We start from the raw sequence: 20433 nt of genomic DNA on the forward strand, positions 1-20433 counted from the left end.
AAAGAGTTATGCACATAAATCCACAACTTATTAACAAAAAAGAAGCAAAAAAAGGAAGTACTAAAAACGTTATACTACAACAACTAAATTTATCTTACAAAGTTACCTTTTATTATGAGTCAACTGGGGGGGATCGAATTTTTTAGAATTTTAAAAACAATTTTATTGCTTAACCAACCATTCCAACGCTTCTTGCTCATCATCAAACGTATTTATTTCACGCCCAGTTAAAGTTAATATCCCTTTAAATATTATCTGATAGTAGCTATTTAAACCTATCAGCGCCGAGGCTTTTACATACGGTTCATTATGGCTCACAAATTCATGCATAGTTTTAATTACATCTTTGTCATATTCTGTTTCAAAAACATTTGTCAAAGCTAAAACTGATTTTTCAGGTTTTGTTCTAACAATCTTTTTGACTTCGTCCATAATAATAAAAATTTGATCTCGTTTATGTTTTGAGAAATCAGTAAATAAAATAGTTTTGGATTTATATTCTATAAATTTGATATGTTTATTTGGCATCTGGAAAGAGATTGATGAAATTTGCAAATATAGTTATCGGATGCTTTAAACAAATAATTTAGTGAATGTAATATTTTAAGGAAAACTTATGGAATGGCGGGCAAGTCATATTTTGGTCAAAGATAAAAAATTAGCTGAAGAGCTTATTAAAAGAATTAGAAAAGGTGGGAATTTTTCCTCACTGGCAAAAGAACATTCAACCTGCCCCAGCAAAGGCAAGGGTGGCGATTTGGGTTGGTTTGGTCCGGGCCAGATGGTTAAGGAATTTGAACAGGCAGTGAGCCGCCAATCAAGCGGATTGGTTGGGCGAGTGATTCGAACCCAATTTGGTTTTCATGTAATAAAAAAAACCGGGCAAAAGTAAGGTTATAAAGACATTTATTTTTTTTACAAAAAAAAAGCCCCGAAACTGTCGGGGCTTATAATTTGTCGATAGTTACTCTGTATACTCTATCTCTGTGTATTCCATTATAGCAGCACTTGTAAATTTTGAAGCAGGCATATAGTCATGGATCATTCCATTCGCGCCAAATTTCAAGCTATATGCATCATAACCTAAAACACGAAGATAAGCTGTTAAAAATGCACTCCCTTGTCCAGTATAGCAATAAGTTACAACAGGTTTATCTGCGGGAAGAGTATTCAGGTAGTTTTCAGATTTAAGGTCATTTCTAGGTATATAGTTGATAGCACCCGGAATGTGACCAGGATCTAAATACTGATCATTTGGCCAGTAATTATTGATATAATGTCCATCAAGATCAGCAAAAACAGCAGCGTTTGTAATTGCACCTGCAGAAAAACCAGCAGCTAATACTTCCTCAACACGTTTTCTTAAAATTGCAGGTCCTTCTTCTTCATCAGTTGATAAGACGGGAGAATCAACAACTGGGCCTTTTGGTGTATCTGTTTTAACAAAATCAACATACCGGCCATTTGAGCAATTATTTGTCCAAGAATCAAATTTGGAATTCCATGAGGTCATTCCAAATTTCATCGAATACACATTATCATGACCTAGTAATTGGAGTAGAGATGTTCCATATGCTGCAGTTTGGCCAGAATAACAAATTATAATAATTTCTGATGGGTTGGTTGTTAATCCTTCAACGTGGGTAATAAGATCACTAAAAGCAACATTAACTGCTCCGGGAATATGTCCCAAAGTATCATAAACACCAGCGCTACGGATATCGATCAAGTATTGGTCTGTACCTAAATCCGTTTTAACATCAGCGGCAGATTTTAATGCAGTATAAGTTGTGTTTATAAAATCACCTGCATCGCCTTCAAGATACTCAAGAAGAACAGCATATTCATCAACTGGATCTGAATCGGTTGAACTTTCACTACATCCCCAGAATAAAGAAAAACTGAAGATTGGGATTAAAATAAATAAGAAAGTATTCTTTCTCATGACTAACTCCTTTGGTTTGGTTTGATTAAATTAGGGTGTGCCCCAGCTCGCCGGTAATTTTCCATCAACTGTTACACTTTGGTTTGCCTGGACTTCCCAGTTTTCATTCATGTCTGAATTAAATAAATAAAGGTTACGGTTTCTGTATGTAACTCCTTCTTTTATGATATGACAATTATCATAACACAATTTCCCTTCTTCAACCTCTGTCCTGGGTGTCCATTTTAGGATATTGTGCGGTGTTGTATATTTATATGTTGGTTCAATATTAAAATTTGTCAGTTCAGTTGTTCCGTATAATTCCCAGCTATCCGGTGCATGAGGTGCCAACCGCAAAGTAGCCATTTTATAAGGTTTAATATCCTTTATCGGGTTTATACCAATTTTAAAATTCTGATGCGAATGGTTACGTGCACCTTCTCCACCAACATGGCAACTTCCACAATTATTATAAGGCTGTGAATGGCATGTCTGGCAATTAAAATCGTTTATGTGGACAGAATGGTAGACGTTTGATTTATCAACGTTTGGGTGACAATCGGAGCATTCCGGTTTTAATTCCATTTCATAACGGCGATCATAAATTTTACCATCGCCATGTACTTCATCTGTTGAATGGCAAGAAAGGCAATTAAAATCAAGATTTGTCAAATGCACATCAGGCTTGGTTCCGGAACCTACTCCAAAAAATGCATGTCCGCCCCGGCTTACATGGCAGGCCACACAATTATCGCGCATATCAGGTTTGCTAAACTTATGACCTTTGTATAAACCGCCGCCACCAGACTTTGGTCGGTTTACGTGGCAATCACCACAGCCACCATGGCATTTTGCACAGTTTTTATCATATCCGGCTTTCATTTCTTCCGGAACATCATCAAAAGAGTCAACACCAAATCTTAAAGCAACTCTTTTCTTTTGTCCCCATCCCTGTTCATGTAGGCTATTATGTGTTCTGTTAACAACTTCTGCATGACAAGGTGCACATTTTTCAGTAGCTGCAACTGAAGGATGGCGAATAAAATCACCGGAGTGTGCCAGTTTTTTATCATCTGTATCATTAATACCATTATGGCAGTCTATACACTTCATATCTCCATGTGTAGAATTGGCAAATTCTTCATATCCATCATCACCAAGATATACACGATCATAAGGTTCATAATGTGGCGCATCGCCTCCACAACCACCAGACTCAACAACTGTATCCGGAGAGGCAATTGATTTTAATACATCATAATTTGTATGACAACCCACGCAAGAGTTAATTGATAAATTTGGATCAACTGTGTTATCATCATCTGCTTTATCTGAACACGCAGTGAAAAGATTCACAAATAGGACACAAAAAAATAACAACAGATACTTACTCATTCTCATTAAATTTCCTCCTCGTTCTTATTCATCCATTTTCGTAATGCAGAAAGTAATTGGTTCATACCGCTAATAAGATCACTATGGATTGAAACATCGACATCTTCAAGTATCTCTTTGTGAATATTCACATAGGCTTTGTTCAGCTGGCTAACCATTTCTTCACCTTTTCCAGAAAGTGTAACCCTCATATTCCGCCGATCCAGCTCTGCTATTTCACGATTGGTATAACCCTTTTCAACTAGCCCATTTACTATACGCGTAAGTCTTCCGGGGCTTAGGTTTAGTCTTTTTGCCAGATCTTTATTATTTACCACTTCTCCCAAATTAAATAATCTCAGGCACCTAAATTCTGATGGTGTTAAACCATATCTTTCGGCCAACCTCATCTCTTTTTGATGACAATCTTCAAGAAGGTGAAATGTTAAATCCGCTAATTTTGCTGCATTGGAATTTGAATTATTCATTTTGATTTCCATTACCAATAATTGTTAGTGACAAATATCGACAATAACAATTGTTTTGTCAACATTTTTTTGTTTTTTTTACTTTTTTGATCAGTTTTACTTAATCACCTAGTATGTTACATTATTGAAACTTTTAATCAACGCCACCTGTCCTATATCTATGTACACACTTTACACTCGGAGCTAATAACCATGTCTACCAGAATAACTGTTTTAACTCTTTTACTTGTTTCAGGTCTTTTTGCCCAGCCCGGTGATTATTTCCAGCAGGATGTTTATTATACAATTGATATAACCCTCAATCCTATTACACACAAATATCATGGTCAACAAAAACTTATTTACACTAATAACTCACCTGATGAATTGGAATATATTTGGTTCCACTTATACCCAAATGCATACAAAGACGAATCAACACCATACGCAAAACAGCAGAAACATATGTATCGCAGGCCTTTTCATTACTCTGATGAAAAAGATCGTGGCTACATAAACCTAACTTCTGTAAAAGCTAATGGACTTGAAATTAGCTGGCAATACAAAGAAGACGCTATTGATGAAGCAAAGCTGTTGTTAGACAAACCGCTTAAACCAGGTGAAACTATAACAATCGAACTTGATTTTAATGCACAATTCCCAATTGTATTTTCCCGATCCGGGCATTGGGGTGAACGTTATTTTCATGGGACACAATGGTACCCAAAAGTTGTTGTTTATGATAAGTATGGATGGCACCCAGATTCTTATGTAGAAGTCGGCGAATTTTATGGTGAATTTGGAACTTTTGATGTCAGTATTACCCTACCCAAAAATTTTGTAATTGATGCTACCGGGATGCTACAGGAAAACCCTTTTGAGGAGGCATTTCTGGATTCGATAATTGAGCAGAGTAAAAAACTCACAAAAATAAAAGATGTTGAAGAGCGAAATAAATTCTGGCAGAGTTGGCAAAAATCACATCGAAATAATACAAATTATGATTCTTTAAAAACAGTTCGTTTTGTAGCCGAAAATGTACATGATTTTGCCTGGTTTGCCGGGGAAGATTTTATGATCCATCAAAAAATTACCCAAGATAATGTTTTAGCAAGAGTGTTAACCTTACCCCAAAATGCTTATGACTGGAAAGATGTACCGGACTGGATTGATAAAACTCTCTGGTTTTATGGTGACAAAGTTGGAAAATATAAATATCCAAAAGCCACTGTTGTAGATGGATCACACGAAACAAGTGGTGGTATGGAATACCCAATGATCACTTTGATTACAATGGATTATCAGTCATGGACAAATATGCTGGAAATGGTTATCGCCCATGAAGTTGGCCATAACTGGTTTCAGGGAATGATTGGCAATAATGAGCGAGCCAGTGTTTTTCTTGATGAAGGTCTTAACGATTACCATGAAGTAGCATATATGAACCATTATTATGGCTTTTACAATTTAACTAAGTTTGACAGTTTGCTTGGTAGCTGGAATATTCTGGATGATTTGGGTGAGTGGCATTATCACAATCTCGTTTACGGATCTATGGCCAGGCAACACAAAGAACAACCTATGAGCCTTCGAGGCGAACAATTTACACGAAATAGTTATTCTTCTTCTAATTATTCAAAAGCCGGTTTTATGCTTAATGCCCTTAAATGGATGATGGGAGAAAAAGAATTTGAAGAAGCCATTAAAACCTATTTTGAACGCTGGCATTTTAAACATCCGGGACTAGATGATTTCTGGAATACAATGCAGGAATATACCAAAGAAGATATAAACCATTTTAGAAAAGAGTGGATGGAAACTACGCATTATAATGATTTTGAATTAGAGGATTATGAAACAAGCAAATCTGGAAGTGAATTTACAACAAAAGTTTTTGTAAGCAATCAAGGTACGATAAAAGGACTGCCTGCTCCTGTTCATTTAGTCACAGCCCAAAATGATACATTAGAGGGACGCTGGAGTGGCAATGAATCCGATCCTGTTATATTTAAACATTTTAGCCCGGTAGAGAATGTGGAGGTAAATTTAAAACGGCTTTTCTTCGAGACAGATTATTATAATAATAGTAATTTTCCTGAATTTGAGTTTGCTTTCTTACGGCCAATACCTTCATTTGATAAATATAAGGTTACCTTTTATCCATATCTCGGGTATGAGTATTTTAAAGATGGAACGCGACTTGGAACGGGTTTTTGGTCTGGCAATCCTATTTTTAATCACTATTTCTTTAAAGGGAACGCCTATTATGCTCTTGAATCCGGAAACATCGGGTACTCCCTAAAATTGGATCACCGGCTACCAGGTTTTATTCTTAATTACAGCGATGTCTACCTGGGAATAGAAGACAAAGACGGTCTTAAAAATATTGATGCAAAATTAAAAATGGTTTATCGCAATCCAAACAGCTTTGCCGTCCGCTACAACATTCAACTTGGGCTAAGTAATATAAAACTGCATGATATGATTTATCATGAACCCGGAATTTATCAAAAAAGCAGGTATACATCAGCAAAGATAGAATTTAATTCCCGGTTAAGGCGAATGGTATATTGGGCTGACTTGAATATCAGATTTGAAAAAAGTATTGATGTATTAAACTCACAAGCCGATTTTTTTAAGTTTGAAATCAAAGAGAAATTTACATTCTTTCTAACTAAAAAAGTTCGCTCAAAGCTGGATGTGTATATTGGTTCGGTTACAGGTGATAATGTGCCATCCCAGGAGCTAATTTTTGCAGGTGGTGATGTTGATCCTAAACATGAAGCATTTGTACCTGGCTACCGGGGAAGTGCTGCCCCTATAAGAAGTTATACTTTAGAAAAAGGAATGGGCATGCTTGGCCATGGCCATCAAAAAGGAAATTACTTAAAAAATAAAAGTGGTTTTGCAGTGGGTATCGAGTTTGACGTACCCATAATTCCAACTATTTATGGACGTGCTGGAACTATGGCTTCAAGTTTTAATACTCTTGGGGATGATAAATACTTTTTTGAATCTGGTTTTAAAATTGATAGTGGATTTCTTTCGCTGACATTTCCTATGTACATTAGCGATCCTATACCTGGAGAAGAGAATTTTGAATTTCGCACTTTCTTCAACTTAGAATCGCCAATTAATTTTGACTAAAAATGAACAACAGAAAAACAAATATCCGTTACAATTTTGACATTCTTCAGCTACGATGGTTGTCTATTTGGTCTAATGTATCGCCATAAACAACATGTTTTATTGCATCTTGCTGTAGGAAATCGTGAGGAAAACCAACTTCAATTTTGCTGACATTATTTAGCTTGTCCATCTGTTCCGGGTTAAGCACAAAATCTGCTGCATTCAGGTTATCTTCAATCTGCTCAAGTGTGCGTGCACCTACAATTGGGATAACCACCTGATTTTGCTGCATAGTCCAGCGGATAGCAACCTGCGCCGGGGTTTTTCCAATTTGCCCGGCAACTTCAACCACCGCTTCTGCTATTTTGGTATTTCGTTCATTACGCCTTTGACTGTGCTCTTTAACCCGGCCTTCTGCTTCTCGGTTTTTTAAATACTTTCCCGTTAATGCGCCTCCGGCAATTGGCGCCCAGGCAGTTATACCAATATCAAAAGCTTTGGCCATTGGTAAAAGATCGCGTTCGGGTGTACGCTGCATCAAACTATATTCTACCTGCAATCCTATAAAGGGCGATAATCCTCGCAGATTGGCAATTGTATTTGCCTGTGCAATTCTCCAGGCCGGTGTATCGGAAATAGCCGCATAAAAGATTTTACCCTGGCGGATCAGATCATCAAAAGTGCGCATTATTTCATCTACAGGAGTTAAAAAATCCCAGGCATGCAAATAAAGTACATCGATATATTCTGTGTTTAATCTTTTTAAACTTGCCTCTACAGACTGAATCATGTTTTTGCGGTGGTTGCCTGCACGGTTCGGGTCACCTGCTTGCTCGTACAAAGTATATTTTGTTGCCAGGACAAAGTGTTCTCTTTGCGATTTAATAAACTCACCAACATATTTTTCACTAGTGCCGTTTGTATACCGATTGGCAGTATCAATAAAATTTCCGCCTTTTTTTGAATAGGTATCAAAAACTTTTTTACTTTCTTCTTTGTTGGCGCCAAAACCCCATTCTTCGCCAAATGTCATTGTTCCCAGACAGATTTCTGAAACACGTAAGCCGCTTTTACCTAATAATTTATATCGCATCTTTTTTCCTTTCAAAAACCTAAAAATGTATTTACCAATCAATTACTTTTCTGTCCCGCAAAAATTTTCCATCTGGAATTTCATCTGCAGAAGCCAGCCAAACTGCAGTATCTGCCCCTTGCTCAACACTGCGTGATGCATTTGATCCACCCATATCTGTTCTTACCCATCCGGGACAAATACTATTTACTTTTATGTTTTCCGAACTTAAATCTTGAGCTAAAATAGCTGTAAATGAATTCAAAGCCGTTTTTGACATCCTGTACGCGGCGTACCCAGAGCCCATTTCACTTAGTGAACCCATTCCGCTGGAAACATTTACAATTCGGGCTTCTTTGCTTTTTTTTAATAGGGGCAGAAAAGTTTGGGTTAATTCTACAGGCCCAAAAAAATTGGTTTCCATCACCGATCGGATTTCCTCCATTTTAGCAGTATCAACGCCTTTGCCGCTACTGATAATCCCGGCATTATTAATTAGCACATCCAACCTGCCATATTTATTTTCAATAAAATCCTTTGCCGATTCAAACGTAGAATTGTTATTCATATCAATCTGTAAAAACTCAACCCCTGATGGAAGTTTCATAAGAGCTGTTTTTCCTTTTTCCTGATCTCGGGCAGTTAAAATAACATTGTGATTTTGTTCCGCCAATTGCCTGCAAATTTCAAGACCAATCCCACGATTTCCACCTGTTATTAACATTACTTTTTGCATTATTTCCTCCATAAAAGCTTTTTATTAAATCATATTTTTAATTTTATTTTGCAAAATGCCATAACTATAAATCATCAAACTACAACTTACCAAATTCCTGTTGGATCCCTTATAAAACAGACTTTTGCAAAGTTAATCTACTTATTGTTACGGAGCATTTTGTTTGATCAATATACTTTCTCATCCCTCAAGATAGTAAGAAATAAGTATTTATAGCCGAATTATAAGCCTGAGGGGATTAAATCAGGATATAATATTGTTTCGATCTGTTCTTTTTCTATTACTATTTTTCTCAATTTCTTTCAGCCAGCACCCACAAGATGTTAAAGTGCCTGTTGGAATTCCTTTTAAACAGACCTTTGTTTCTAAGGATTATAATGCAGGATCTCAAAACTGGGCTATAACTCAAGATAAACGTGGTATAATTTATGTTGGAAATAGTTTAGGCATTTTGGAGTATGATGGTGTTGAGTGGAGGGTAATTGAAACACCCATTGGCTCTGATGTGTTTACCTTAGCGGTGGATACCTTTGGCATTGTCTATGCGGGATTAACAGACCAATTTGGTTATATATCTGCCGATTGGAGTGGCAATCCTGTTTATAAATCTTTGTCAGATTCAGTTGAGGGATTTTTTGGACAAGTTTTCAATATAATCCCGGTAAAAGAGGATGTTTATTTTGTAACAGAATATGACAGGATTTTTAAACTATCCGGGAAAAAAGTTACTGAGGTTTTTAATACAAAATATTCATTCACCGGAAAGCTTAACGGTTCACTTATTATCCAAAAGCGAACTGGAGGACTTTACGAAGTAAAAAATGATACCCTAAAAAAAATTCCCAATCTGGATAAGCTTGCCAACAAGAATATAATGAACCTTTTGCCTTATAACCCAAAAGGCAACCGCAACAGAAACCTGTTTATTACTTCCAAAGGAGAGTTTTATATTTATGATGGACAACAACTCTCTGAGTTAAAAACTGAGATAAGCCCATTATTTAAAAAATACTTTCTATATGATTCGGAAAAACTGGCCGGCAATTACTATGCTCTCATTCTGGATCCATTTGGAGTTATTGTTATTAATTCACAGGGTAAAATTGTTTATACTTTTGATATTGAATCTAACCTGATAAGTCAATCTGCCCTGACCCTTTTTAAAGACATGCAAAATGGTCTTTGGGTAGGAACCAATGAAGGCCTAAACCGTTTTGAATTCCCTACACCTTTTCAAAGCCTGTTTTCTGAAACGGGTATTCGCGGTGGCGTTACGGACATTAAGAAGTTTAATAACCAATTATATATTTCAACTCTTGGCAGATTTTACCAACTGAAAGAAAAACCTGATCCTGCAAATCAATTCTCTGCAAATTTTGCAAAGCGCTTTGGATTGAATACGATAAAGGAGATTAATGCCTGGACATGGGCCATGTTGGTTTTTAAAAATAAATTACTTTTAGCTACAGATCTTGGCTTGTATTCCATAGATACAAAAAATAAAACCAGGCATTTGTTCAAAAATATTGAGTATACATCAATATGCCAATCTGTAACTGATGAAAACCGCTTTTTTCTTACATCTTACGATTCACTTTTCAGTGTTAAATACAATCATGGTAAATTACTTTTAGAAAAATCTATTTTTATTGGTCACAATGGCAATTTTTCAACTTATGAGACTGCTGATAGTCTTATTTGGATTAACTCGTACGAGCAGGGTTATTACAAAATTGATATTAAAAAAGGAATTGAAAATGCTGAAATAAAACAATACACAACAAAAAATGGTTTACCTCAAAATAATTTTAACTTTATGTCAATGTTAAACAATCAATTACTTTTCCTGGCCAAGGACGGCTTATATAAATTTAACTCCTCTTCCGATTCATTTAACATCGATACGACCTCCAGTATTGGAAAAACATTTTACAAGAAAGGAATTAATGATATTGTTGATGATGGAAATGGAAACATTTTTGCTACAACCCTTAAAAATTTGAGCTATTACAAAAAAAACAAGATCGGCGGCTTTACAAAAGATGACTCAACATTTGCACGAATTTCGGATTTTGCTACAGAAAAAATTCTAATTGAAGATAATGGTAGAATTTGGTTTGGCGGAAGCCCCGGTTTAATTAATTATGATCCATCATATTCATTTAAAAGCCAAAACAGTTACAAAACTTTAATCCGTTCAATTTATTTCGGTGGAGAACTATTTTTTAATGGTGATTGGATAATCCCCAGAAAGCATAAACCTCAATCCAAAACAGCCCGTAAAAAACGATACCATCAAATTGATTATGACTTTCGAAGCGCAAAGTTTACATATTCCATAAACAGTTTTCACCACTTGGAATACAACAAATACCAGTATTTCCTTGAAGGCTTCGAAAAAGATTGGTCGAAATGGAGCAATAAATCTGAAAGGGAATATACAAATCTTCCTGTCGGGAAATATATTTTTCACATAAGAGCAAAAAATGTGGACAATTATCCGGCTAAAGAAGCTGTATTCTATTTTGAGATTATTCCGCCCTGGTATAAAACAACGTGGGCTTATCTTGGTTATATTTTTGGCACAGTACTATTCATTATATTGATTGTAAAGTGGCGCTCCTTTGGATTAAAGCAGCTTGTCTCTGAACGGACAAAAGAACTAACAAATGCAAACTTGCAACTTATTTCAGCAAAAGCCGAAGCTGAGCAAGCCGTACGTTCAAAATCGATTTTCTTAGCAAACATGAGCCATGAAATTCGCACTCCTCTTAATGGCATTCTGGGAATGAACCATCTTCTATCAGGAACACCCCTTTCAGATGACCAGAAAGAATATGTCGACGCCATAAATTATAGCGCAGATTCCCTGCATAAATTGATTAATGAAATTCTTGATTTTTCAAAAATAGAAGCGGGTAAAATGGAAATAGAGATCATTGAATTTGATTTGGTTTCTTTCATGGAGAATGTGTTTAAAATATTGAAAGTAAGCGCTGAAAAGAAAGGATTAAAAATATCTTTAACTCTAGATAAAGATCTCCCCAAAACAGTAAAAGGCGATCCACATAGGATTAAACAGATTCTTTTAAATTTTGGCAGTAACGCTATAAAATTCACTAAACAAGGTGAAATTGCAATCAGCCTTTCCATTAATAAAATCGCTGATAAGAAAATAGATAATGAGGCTAAAGTTCCTTTACAGTTTATGGTTAGTGACACCGGTGTTGGAATAAAGAAAAAGAAACATAAGCAAATATTTTCAAGCTTTTCTCAAGCTGATTCATCGACTACACGTGAATATGGCGGTACCGGATTAGGCCTTTCCATTAGCAAACTGCTAGCAACTTTAATGGGCGGTACAATTGAGTTTGATAGTAATTTTGGTAAAGGTTCGGTGTTTTGGTTGAATTTATCCCTGGAGCATAATGAGCTAACCATTGAGAAGAAATTGCTATCTGAAAAACAAAAAGTTTTTATAAATGATCTGAATAAATTAAAAATATTAGTGGCCGAAGATAATTCGATCAATCAAAAGTTTATTAAACGATTATTAGAAAATAATAATGCTTTGGTTGAGATTGCCAACAACGGTCATGAAGCTGTTAATATGTATAAAAGCCAGAGCTATGATTTAATTCTTATGGATATAAATATGCCAGTGATGGATGGTTACAAAGCCACAGAGCTTATACGTTCATTTGAAACTGACCAGGGTGGCCATATTCCAATTATTGCTTTAACCGCAAACGCTATTAAGGGGGATCGTGAAACATGCCTGGCCGCTGATATGGATGATTATCTTACGAAACCGGTAAAAATTGACGACTTGATTAACATAATAGAAATGAACCTCAACAAAAACTAATCTTAATAGAGATCCTTCCCTTTTAAGGAGCCTTTGCTAATTGTCAATCTTATGTAACCAGTGATTATTTCAATAAAATAAGTTTTTGTACTCTGCTAAAATTATTAAAACGTGCATGTGAATCCCACCTTCAAGTTCATTCCAACTTACATTTTCCCAGAATCATTAAGCTCAGCCATATCTATTTAACCTATCACTTTATTTTCGTCAAGATTGTATAAACTGTTTTTTTGATTAATAATTTCCCCATTTGGATCAGTCTGTGTAAAACCAACCTCGCTGTTTTCAGCACTAATCTTAAACGATGTTTGCCCATACGAAAAAGAAATAAACGCTAAAAATAGTGCTGAGACTTTTAAAAAATTGCTCATACCTTTTTCCTTCTATGATCTTTTTTAACGTAATATATATAATCTTTATTCGAATAGAAAGGGAAAAATAAGTATTAAGATAGGTAGTTATAAAAAAATAAAGTAAATATTTGGGAACAATGTTTTTTTTTATTTGTTGTTCTGTTTTTAGTGGGATTAATCTTTCTTTTTTGTTATTTTTCGCTTTTGGTATTTTGACAGCACACCATTAACAATTTACACAACATTGAAGCATTTAACGGTATACTTTTATGAACCAGCTTTCCAGGGAAAAAGCGGAAAAGTTAATCGAAGATAAAAATGTTGTTAGTTCAAAAATTAAACAAGATAAAACTGAACTTTGTGTTTATTTGAAATTAACAGATGGCAGGAGCTGTCTTGTAAAATACGACAAGCTAAAAAAGACAAAAAAATATTTCTTAGAATAATTAATATACCTTCCAGGTTTTAAAACCCGGAAGGATTTAAGAAAACGTTCTATTTACTCATATCAAATTTCACACCAAATGTAACACCTAATGCGCTAACATCTGTTAGATTATATTTTGCTTCGGCAACACCTGCCATACCACCAAGTGGAAATTCATAGCCTACTAAAGCCGTTATTCCAAAATCTGTGTTTGATGCTGTTGCTGTACCTGTATTGCCAAAACCAACAAATGTTGGAACCTCAATACTTACAAAATTTAACACCAGGCCGGCACCAGCATAAAGTCCTTTAATATTATTCAGTGCATAATGAGCTTCAGCCCCTAATTGAAAATTCGATAAGGAAAAATCAACTCCGCCAATACTATACCCGGAGCTCCAGTATTCCAGAACCGGATTTAAATGGACATTTTCCATAATTTCTCCCAAATCAGCTTTTGCACCAATCTGAAACCCGCTGTCCCATGGATCTTCCGGCAAAACAATCCCTGCTTTACCTGTAATTGATTTCAATCCCAATCCTTGTCCATAAGACGATGTAATCATAAAAACTGTTATAAAAATTAATACCAATATCCTTTTCATTTTTCACTCCTTATTAAATCTATTTTATTAAAACCATTCGTTTTGTTTGAACAAAATCACCTGCTGTAAAGCGGTAGATATATGCTCCGCTCGCTATCCCATTTGAATCCCAATTAATAATATATTTACCAGTATTTAAATTTTCCTCAATAACTGTCGCTACTAATTGCCCGGTTAAGCTAAATACTTTCAAAGAGACTTGACTTGTTTTGGGTAGCGAAAACTCAAAATTAGTATTTGGGTTAAATGGATTTGGGTAATTTTGGGTAATATTATACTTTTCAGGAATGGCTCCTATTTCGGGATTTTCAACCGCGCTGACTGTGCCATCCAGGGAAAGATCATCCAAGTAAAAAACCGAGCCCACATTGTGGTCACCATCCGGGTTCCCTCCAATAGCAACGGATATGTGCACAACTTCTGCGGTTATATCTGCCGGTTCATCATATACAAATGGTACCTCAAAAAATGTATACGATTCTGCGACCGGTAAATCAATCTCCGCTATTGCAACTCTTCTCCCGGCTGTATTATTATTAAGGGCAACCCTAACCTCAAAACGCCCGGCAGCCGAATCGGGGTTACCCAAAGTATATTTATAATAGCCACTGAATTTTGCATAATTTTGTGATACAAGAAAAGGGTTTTCAATAACAGAATTATCCTTACCTGTAAAAACTCCCGGTTCAGAAGGTGCATTCAAGAAAAGAATCGTTTCTCCTTTTACAGCATAAGCACCGGAGTTTGAATCTGTAGTTTGTGTAACATCAATTATAGATAGTGCAGGAACATTTGACGTAAGCCAATGATCCGGTTTACCGTTTGCCCAATCTTCAAAACCAGCATTTAGTATCCCATTTTGTGCAAAAGACAATAGCGGGATTAGGACTATAATTATTAAATATTTTCTCATTTTGTTTACCCTTTTCTTCATTACTTACTTGTTATTCCAATGTAATATTATCAAGTAAAAAAGTGGCGCCAACAGTTGCGATAGATGCCACAGATATCTGAATCAGTTTTGGAGTTTCTGCTTGGATAGGCATGTCAAGGCTGAGCAATGTATAGTTGCTTGCTGCCTGATCAATCTGATATGTTTCAAAACTCAAAATTCCACTTGGGTAACTCGAGTAGAGAGATACCTGAACAGACAAATATTCGCCTGTATTTGCAGGAGAAAATTTATAATAAAAGTTGACTTTTGATACATTCTGGTCAATTTCAAAATACGGCGCCAGGGCTGTTCCTGAGGTAATTGAAGCATTTATCGGGGCACCTTGAAATGAAAGAACTTCTGCTTTAATTGCTGCTGATCCTGATTGCGCATCACTTGACTTGGTAACATTTGTATATGCATTGGGGATATTGGAAGTTGTCCAGTTTACCGGTTCTCCCCCACTCCAATCTTCAAAACTAAAATTATTGCCAGAGCCATTGTTATTATTATTGTTGTTGTTATCATCGTCGTTTGACCCTGTACTGCTTTCGCTACACCCATTAAAAGCAAACAACAAACCAATACCAATAAATGTTAAAAATAAACGTCTCATATCTCTCTCCTTCTTTCTTTATGAATGTTTTACTGTCTCAAAAATGATAGTGTTGATAATACGGTTTCAATTCCATGGCCATATTCTTGAACCTGAAATGTTGAATTAATTGCTAGTATGATAGGACGGTAAAAAGGCAGACTCAATCACGCAGGTGGGGTATTTTTGTTTATTGATTTATTTTCAATTGATAATTGAATATTTCTAAAATATTTATCTAAATATTAAAAATTAAACGATGGATTTGAAACAAGGTTGATTGTGTTTAAATCGTCAATCATCAATATTCAATCAGATGAGTTTATCGCTGATGGCTTTTCTTACTGCTTCTGCGCGGGTAGAAACATGTAGTTTTTTGTAAATGTTTTTAAAGTGTGAGCGAACTGTATGTCCACTAATGTGAAGTTTCTCTGCAATCACTTTGTAGTTTTCACCATCGCAAAGGTGTCTCAATATTTCAACTTCACGACCGGAAAGGATTGTTCCTTTTTCCGGTTTAAATGAGCTTATAATGCGCCTTGCAATACTTGCTGTCATTGGCGAACCACCGTTATGAACTTCCTCAATAGCTTTAAGAATCTCTGTTGGTGAGGTGTCTTTAAGCAAATAACCTGTTGCCCCAACACAAATGGAATTGAAGATAGAATCATCATCATCCTGAACTGTAAGCATCAAACAATCAATCTCAGGAAGTTCATCTTTTAGGCATTTCACACCTTCAATCCCGGACATGCCCGGTAAATCTATATCCATCAGAACAACATGCGGTGGTGACTTTTTAAGGTTATCCATTGCCATTTCGCAACTGCTGTAAGAATGTTTGCATATATAACCAGGCGATCCGTCTATTATCAATGTCATTAATTGACGGATTTCATTATCATCTTCTATTATTGCTACTTGTATTTCTTCGGCCATGGCTAAACTTGGTTAATTTCTATCCTTGTTATCAATCACCCAAATGCGGTATTCTTAAAATCAGCTTTTTGCATCCAGATTTTTGATAAAAATAATTTGGGTTTCTTTTTTGGGGATTGAATCTATTTCCAGCACGGCATCAACTTTTTCTGCACGACTGTTCATATTAGTAAGACCATATCCGTTTTCAATGGTATCTAAATTAAAACCAACTCCATTATCGGAAAAAATAATTTTCAATTTTTCATTTTCATGATCAATTCTTAAAAAAGCTTTTTTAGCTTTTGAATATTTTAAACAATTATTCATAGCTTCTTTAAAAATCAAAACAATTGCCCGCCTGTCATCAAGGGCAAGGTTTATGCTAGAAAGCTTCTTTTTTAATCCAATTGCCCTAAATTGGATATCGCTGTACTCAAACATGGAATTTCCAAAGTCTTCCAACCGGGACATCGTATCCAGCAAATTGTCTTTACCCGGATCAAGCGACCAGATAAAATCGCGCATCCCGCCGGACAGTTGTTTTGTGTTTTCTTCAATTTTTTCCAGATAACCCTTTGTTTGCGACTCTTTTTTTTCGGTCCGCTTAGCCAGCTCAACAAATAAGGAAATCTTGGTGATCAGATTACCGGCTTCATCATGAAAATCTGCAGAAGCTTTTTTGCGAACCATGGCCCGTTCTTCGGATTTTGCCTTCTCGATCCGTGCAAACATTTCCAGCTCTTTGTCTTTTTCACGAACCTTAAACTGGATATAACTAAAAATCGCCGCTGATAAAAAGATAAAATACAATATGTATGCCCACCAGGTTTGCCAGGGTGGTGGCGTAATGGTAATTCCAATCGATGTTCCTTCTTCGTTCCAAATGCCATCGTTATTTGAACCCCGCACACGAAATATATATTCTCCGGGATCGAGGTTAGTATACGTGACAAAGCGTCTGCTTCCGGATTTGATCCACTCATCATCAAATCCTTCCATTTTGTAAGCAAATTGATTTTTCTCAGGTGTGGTAAAGTCTAATGCGGCAAATTCAAGGGAAAAGACATTGTGTGTCCACGGCAACGTAAAAGCTCTTGTTTCGGTAATACTCTTTGTAAGAACCGAACCATTAACAGAAGAGGGCTTTACCTCTTTGTCAATAATTTTAAGGTGGGTTAAGCGGACTGGCGGTTTATGTTCATTTAATCGAATTTTGCCCGGATCAAAAACATTATAACCGTTAATACCTCCAAAGTACATTTGCCCGGCTTTGTCAATAAGCGCATTTTGATTAAACTCATTATCCTGTAAGCCATCATCCTTTGTAAAAGAACGAACAGAAATATTTTCTGAAGATATATCTATTTTTGCGATGCCTTTATTTGTGCTTATCCACAAATAACCTTGCTCGTCTTCAAGGATTCCATAAATCACTTCATTTGGCAGACCATCTTTTGCAAGATATTGGATAAATGAATACTTAGCGGCCCCAGTCTTTTTCTCATCAATAACCAGCTTATTCAAACCCTGAGCCGTTCCAACCCAAATCGTCCCGTCCCTTGTTTCTAAAAAACTGATGATACGGTTGTTGGAGATGCTGTTTTTGTCTTCAGGGTCATTTAGGATGTGCTCAAAAGTTCTGTTTTTTTTATGAAAAATATTTATGCCGCCTGCCGCAGTACCAACATAAAAAGTCCCTTGGCTGTCAATAAAAAGAGAGAATACAGATAAATCATTCATCTCAGTTGTAGGATCGATAATATTAAAAGGCATTTGTTCAAAAGTGTCTTTCGTTTTGTCATAAAAAAACAAGCCGGCACCGTTTGAGCCTACCCAAATATCATTATCCTCATCTTCAATAATTGAAAGAATTGTTCCTATACTAATACCCGGCAAACCGGCATTTGTGAAATGCTTAAATAGCCCTGTTTTTCTTTCCCAAAGGCAAACACCGCCTCCACGCGTACCAATCCAGATATTTTTATTTGAATCTTCAAAAAGAATAATAATATAACTTGAAGAAGGGCCACGCATCGGGTTTTCTGTATTTTTAAAATAATGCTGGTATTTCCCTGTTTTTGGATTGTAACGATTAAGGCCGTCACTGGTGCCAATCCAAAGAAATCCAAAGGAATCTTCAATAATAGATATAACGCTTGAGCTAGACATGGAATTTGGCGAATGCGCCCTAAAATGGATGTGTTTAAATTTTTCTGCTGCCGGTCTGTAATAATCCAAGCCACTTCGGGTTCCCAGCCAAATTAATCCATTTCTGTCCTGGTAAAGGCTTGAAATATAATCGTGGCTCAAGCTGCCCGGATTAAGCTGATCATGCTTTAGTTGCTGATAATTGCCAGACGGATAAATTAACGTCAAGCTTGTTGTAGTCCCGACCCAAACAACACCATTATCTGCTTCTAAAACTGAAATGACACTATTATCAATAATACTTTTTTCAGGATTTGCGGGATCGTTGATATAATGTTTTACTTCCGCCGTTTTTTTGTTAAAGCGGAACAATCCTTCACCGGAGGTTATCCACAAATAATCTGATTTTGCTTGATTAGAACTCCCCTGATAGCGATGAAAAATGTCTGTCTCGGGGGTCAAATCATAAAAAGTATAGGTTTTGGTTTTAATCTCAAACTTGTATAAACCCATCGGTGAGGTAAGCCATAAGTAGTCACCCTCAGCCAGAACAATTCTAAAAACATTATTATTAACTGTATCATGAGGAAGGTATTCAAACTCAGCCTTTAAAATATTTCCATGTTTATCTTTTTCAATAAACATCTGGTTTAAACCATTATTGGTAGCAACCCAAAATGTCCCTTTTGGATATTCAGCAAAATCCCAGGCTGTGTCGTGGCTGATACTTTTGGGATCATCCGGATCATTTTTGAATGTTATAAATTCTTCCGTGTAGCGATCAAAGCGGGAAAGGCCTCCTCCAAATGTGGATGCCCAGATGTGGCCGCTGCTGTCTTCCTCGATACTCCAAATCCAATTTGCACTGATCGATTTTTGATCATCACGGTCATGCCGGAAAACCCGGAACTCGTATCCATCATAGCGGTTAAGACCATCTTGTGTACCAAACCACATAAATCCACGGCTATCGTGATGAATGGCTGAAATAGTATTTTGGGAAAGCCCATCGGCAACAGTTAAGTGCTTGAAATTTATATCTTCCTGAGCAAAAGCTGTAGAAAAGAAAACAGTAAAAAAGAAAAAGAGTGCAATTTGAAATTTCATCGGCATCACGTTAGTTTTAAACTAAAAACAAAAGACCTTATAAATATCTATAATTGCGCTGTTTATAACAAAAAAAGAAAGGGAAAAACACAATGCAGAATTTCAGCTTAAAAAAGTCCATTGAAATTTTAGAGAAAACTCCTTCCGTTTTGGAAAACCTGCTTACCAATTTATCCGATAACTGGATTAATCAAAATGAAGGTGAGAATACCTGGAGCCCTTTTGATATTGTTGGCCATCTGCTACATGGTGAAAAAACGGATTGGATTACCAGGACGGAGAGAATAATAAAATATGGCACAGAGAAAGCTTTTGATCCGTTTGACCGCTTTGCCCAATTGGAGACATCGAAAGGAAAAACAATTAAGCAGCTTTTGAATGAGTTTGCCCGTTTGCGAAAAGAAAATCTGGCAGTATTATCAGAAATGAATATCCAGGAAAAAGATCTTGAAAAAAAAGGAATTCATCCAAATTTTGGTGAGGTGACTTTAAAGGAGCTTTTGGCAACGTGGGTTGTGCACGATCTTGGACACATCAGCCAGGTTGTGCGGGTTATGGCCAAACAATACAAGGAAGAGATTGGCCCCTGGAAAGCGTTTTTACCGATTGTAAATATGTAACCATCAAGAATTTAACCACGGATTAACACTGATTTCCACCGAAAAGAGCATTTTTTTGTTCATAGGTTTTTAGAATCAGTGGCTAAAAATTTACCTTAAGATTGGCGAACAAGGAATGTCGATTGTAGAAGTAGTAGAATACACTGAATTGCC

Annotated in this window: 16 protein-coding genes; 4 read left to right on the forward strand and 12 right to left on the reverse strand. The window is 36.2% G+C overall.

Translation table 11 applies throughout. The features are described 5' to 3' along the window. Window positions 1-162 precede the first annotated feature (162 nt). Window positions 163-432, reverse strand: a complete 270-nt coding sequence (locus HND50_19680; protein NOG47469.1) for a hypothetical protein — start codon at window positions 430-432, stop codon at window positions 163-165. A 184-nt stretch (window positions 433-616) separates the two neighbouring features. Between HND50_19680 and HND50_19685 the strand changes: the two genes are divergently transcribed. Then, a complete protein-coding gene (locus tag HND50_19685) occupies window positions 617-892 on the forward strand; it encodes a peptidylprolyl isomerase (GenBank protein ID NOG47470.1) in 276 nt (91 codons plus the stop codon). Between the two features lie 72 nt (window positions 893-964). Here the strand turns inward: HND50_19685 and HND50_19690 are convergent, their stop codons facing one another. The 3 genes from HND50_19690 to HND50_19700 are packed head-to-tail and all read right to left on the reverse strand — an operon-like array spanning window position 965 to window position 3786. Continuing rightward, window positions 965-1945 (reverse strand): rhodanese-like domain-containing protein, encoded by a 981-nt coding sequence (locus HND50_19690; protein NOG47471.1) that lies wholly within the window; start codon window positions 1943-1945, stop codon window positions 965-967. A 30-nt stretch (window positions 1946-1975) separates the two neighbouring features. Further along, complete coding sequence (locus HND50_19695) at window positions 1976-3319, reverse strand: hypothetical protein (GenBank protein ID NOG47472.1); 1344 nt, start codon at window positions 3317-3319, stop codon at window positions 1976-1978. Window positions 3320-3324: 5 nt separating this feature from the next. Then, on the reverse strand, window positions 3325-3786 hold the full coding sequence (locus HND50_19700) for a MarR family transcriptional regulator (protein ID NOG47473.1): 462 nt from the start codon (window positions 3784-3786) through the stop codon (window positions 3325-3327). Between the two features lie 192 nt (window positions 3787-3978). Here HND50_19700 and HND50_19705 point away from each other — a divergent pair, with 192 nt between their 5' ends. After that, the gene (locus HND50_19705) at window positions 3979-6912 is read left to right on the forward strand and encodes a M1 family metallopeptidase (GenBank protein NOG47474.1); all 2934 of its coding nucleotides are present in this window, start codon (window positions 3979-3981) and stop codon (window positions 6910-6912) included. A gap of 46 nt (window positions 6913-6958) precedes the next feature. On the opposite strand, the gene HND50_19710 is transcribed toward HND50_19705, so the two are convergent. Together HND50_19710 and HND50_19715 are read right to left on the reverse strand one after the other, a co-directional pair. Beyond that, on the reverse strand, window positions 6959-7987 hold the full coding sequence (locus HND50_19710; protein NOG47475.1) for an aldo/keto reductase: 1029 nt from the start codon (window positions 7985-7987) through the stop codon (window positions 6959-6961). A gap of 31 nt (window positions 7988-8018) precedes the next feature. After that, complete coding sequence (locus HND50_19715; GenBank protein NOG47476.1) at window positions 8019-8702, reverse strand: SDR family oxidoreductase; 684 nt, start codon at window positions 8700-8702, stop codon at window positions 8019-8021. Between the two features lie 256 nt (window positions 8703-8958). Here HND50_19715 and HND50_19720 point away from each other — a divergent pair, with 256 nt between their 5' ends. After that, window positions 8959-12570 carry a response regulator gene (locus HND50_19720; protein NOG47477.1) on the forward strand — a complete coding sequence of 1204 codons (3612 nt, stop codon included), beginning with the start codon at window positions 8959-8961 and terminating at the stop codon, window positions 12568-12570. 185 nt (window positions 12571-12755) lie between these two features. Here the strand turns inward: HND50_19720 and HND50_19725 are convergent, their stop codons facing one another. The 6 genes from HND50_19725 to HND50_19750 form a co-directional block, all read right to left on the reverse strand. Continuing rightward, entirely contained in the window at window positions 12756-12941 is a 186-nt protein-coding gene (locus tag HND50_19725) for a hypothetical protein (GenBank protein NOG47478.1), read from the reverse strand. A gap of 477 nt (window positions 12942-13418) precedes the next feature. Beyond that, on the reverse strand, window positions 13419-13955 hold the full coding sequence (locus HND50_19730) for a hypothetical protein (protein NOG47479.1): 537 nt from the start codon (window positions 13953-13955) through the stop codon (window positions 13419-13421). Between the two features lie 19 nt (window positions 13956-13974). Further along, on the reverse strand, window positions 13975-14868 hold the full coding sequence (locus HND50_19735; GenBank protein NOG47480.1) for a T9SS type A sorting domain-containing protein: 894 nt from the start codon (window positions 14866-14868) through the stop codon (window positions 13975-13977). Between the two features lie 31 nt (window positions 14869-14899). Then, on the reverse strand, window positions 14900-15505 hold the full coding sequence (locus HND50_19740; protein NOG47481.1) for a hypothetical protein: 606 nt from the start codon (window positions 15503-15505) through the stop codon (window positions 14900-14902). A 291-nt stretch (window positions 15506-15796) separates the two neighbouring features. Beyond that, window positions 15797-16423, reverse strand: coding sequence for a response regulator transcription factor (locus HND50_19745; GenBank protein NOG47482.1), 627 nt, complete (start codon window positions 16421-16423; stop codon window positions 15797-15799). 60 nt (window positions 16424-16483) lie between these two features. Then, on the reverse strand, window positions 16484-19660 hold the full coding sequence (locus HND50_19750; protein NOG47483.1) for a hypothetical protein: 3177 nt from the start codon (window positions 19658-19660) through the stop codon (window positions 16484-16486). 92 nt (window positions 19661-19752) lie between these two features. Here HND50_19750 and HND50_19755 point away from each other — a divergent pair, with 92 nt between their 5' ends. Beyond that, the gene (locus tag HND50_19755; protein ID NOG47484.1) at window positions 19753-20280 is read left to right on the forward strand and encodes a DinB family protein; all 528 of its coding nucleotides are present in this window, start codon (window positions 19753-19755) and stop codon (window positions 20278-20280) included. The last annotated feature ends 153 nt before the right edge of the window (window positions 20281-20433 follow it).

It is taken from the genome of Calditrichota bacterium (genome assembly GCA_013112635.1).
Lineage (GTDB): Bacteria > Calditrichota > Calditrichia > Calditrichales > J004 > JABFGF01.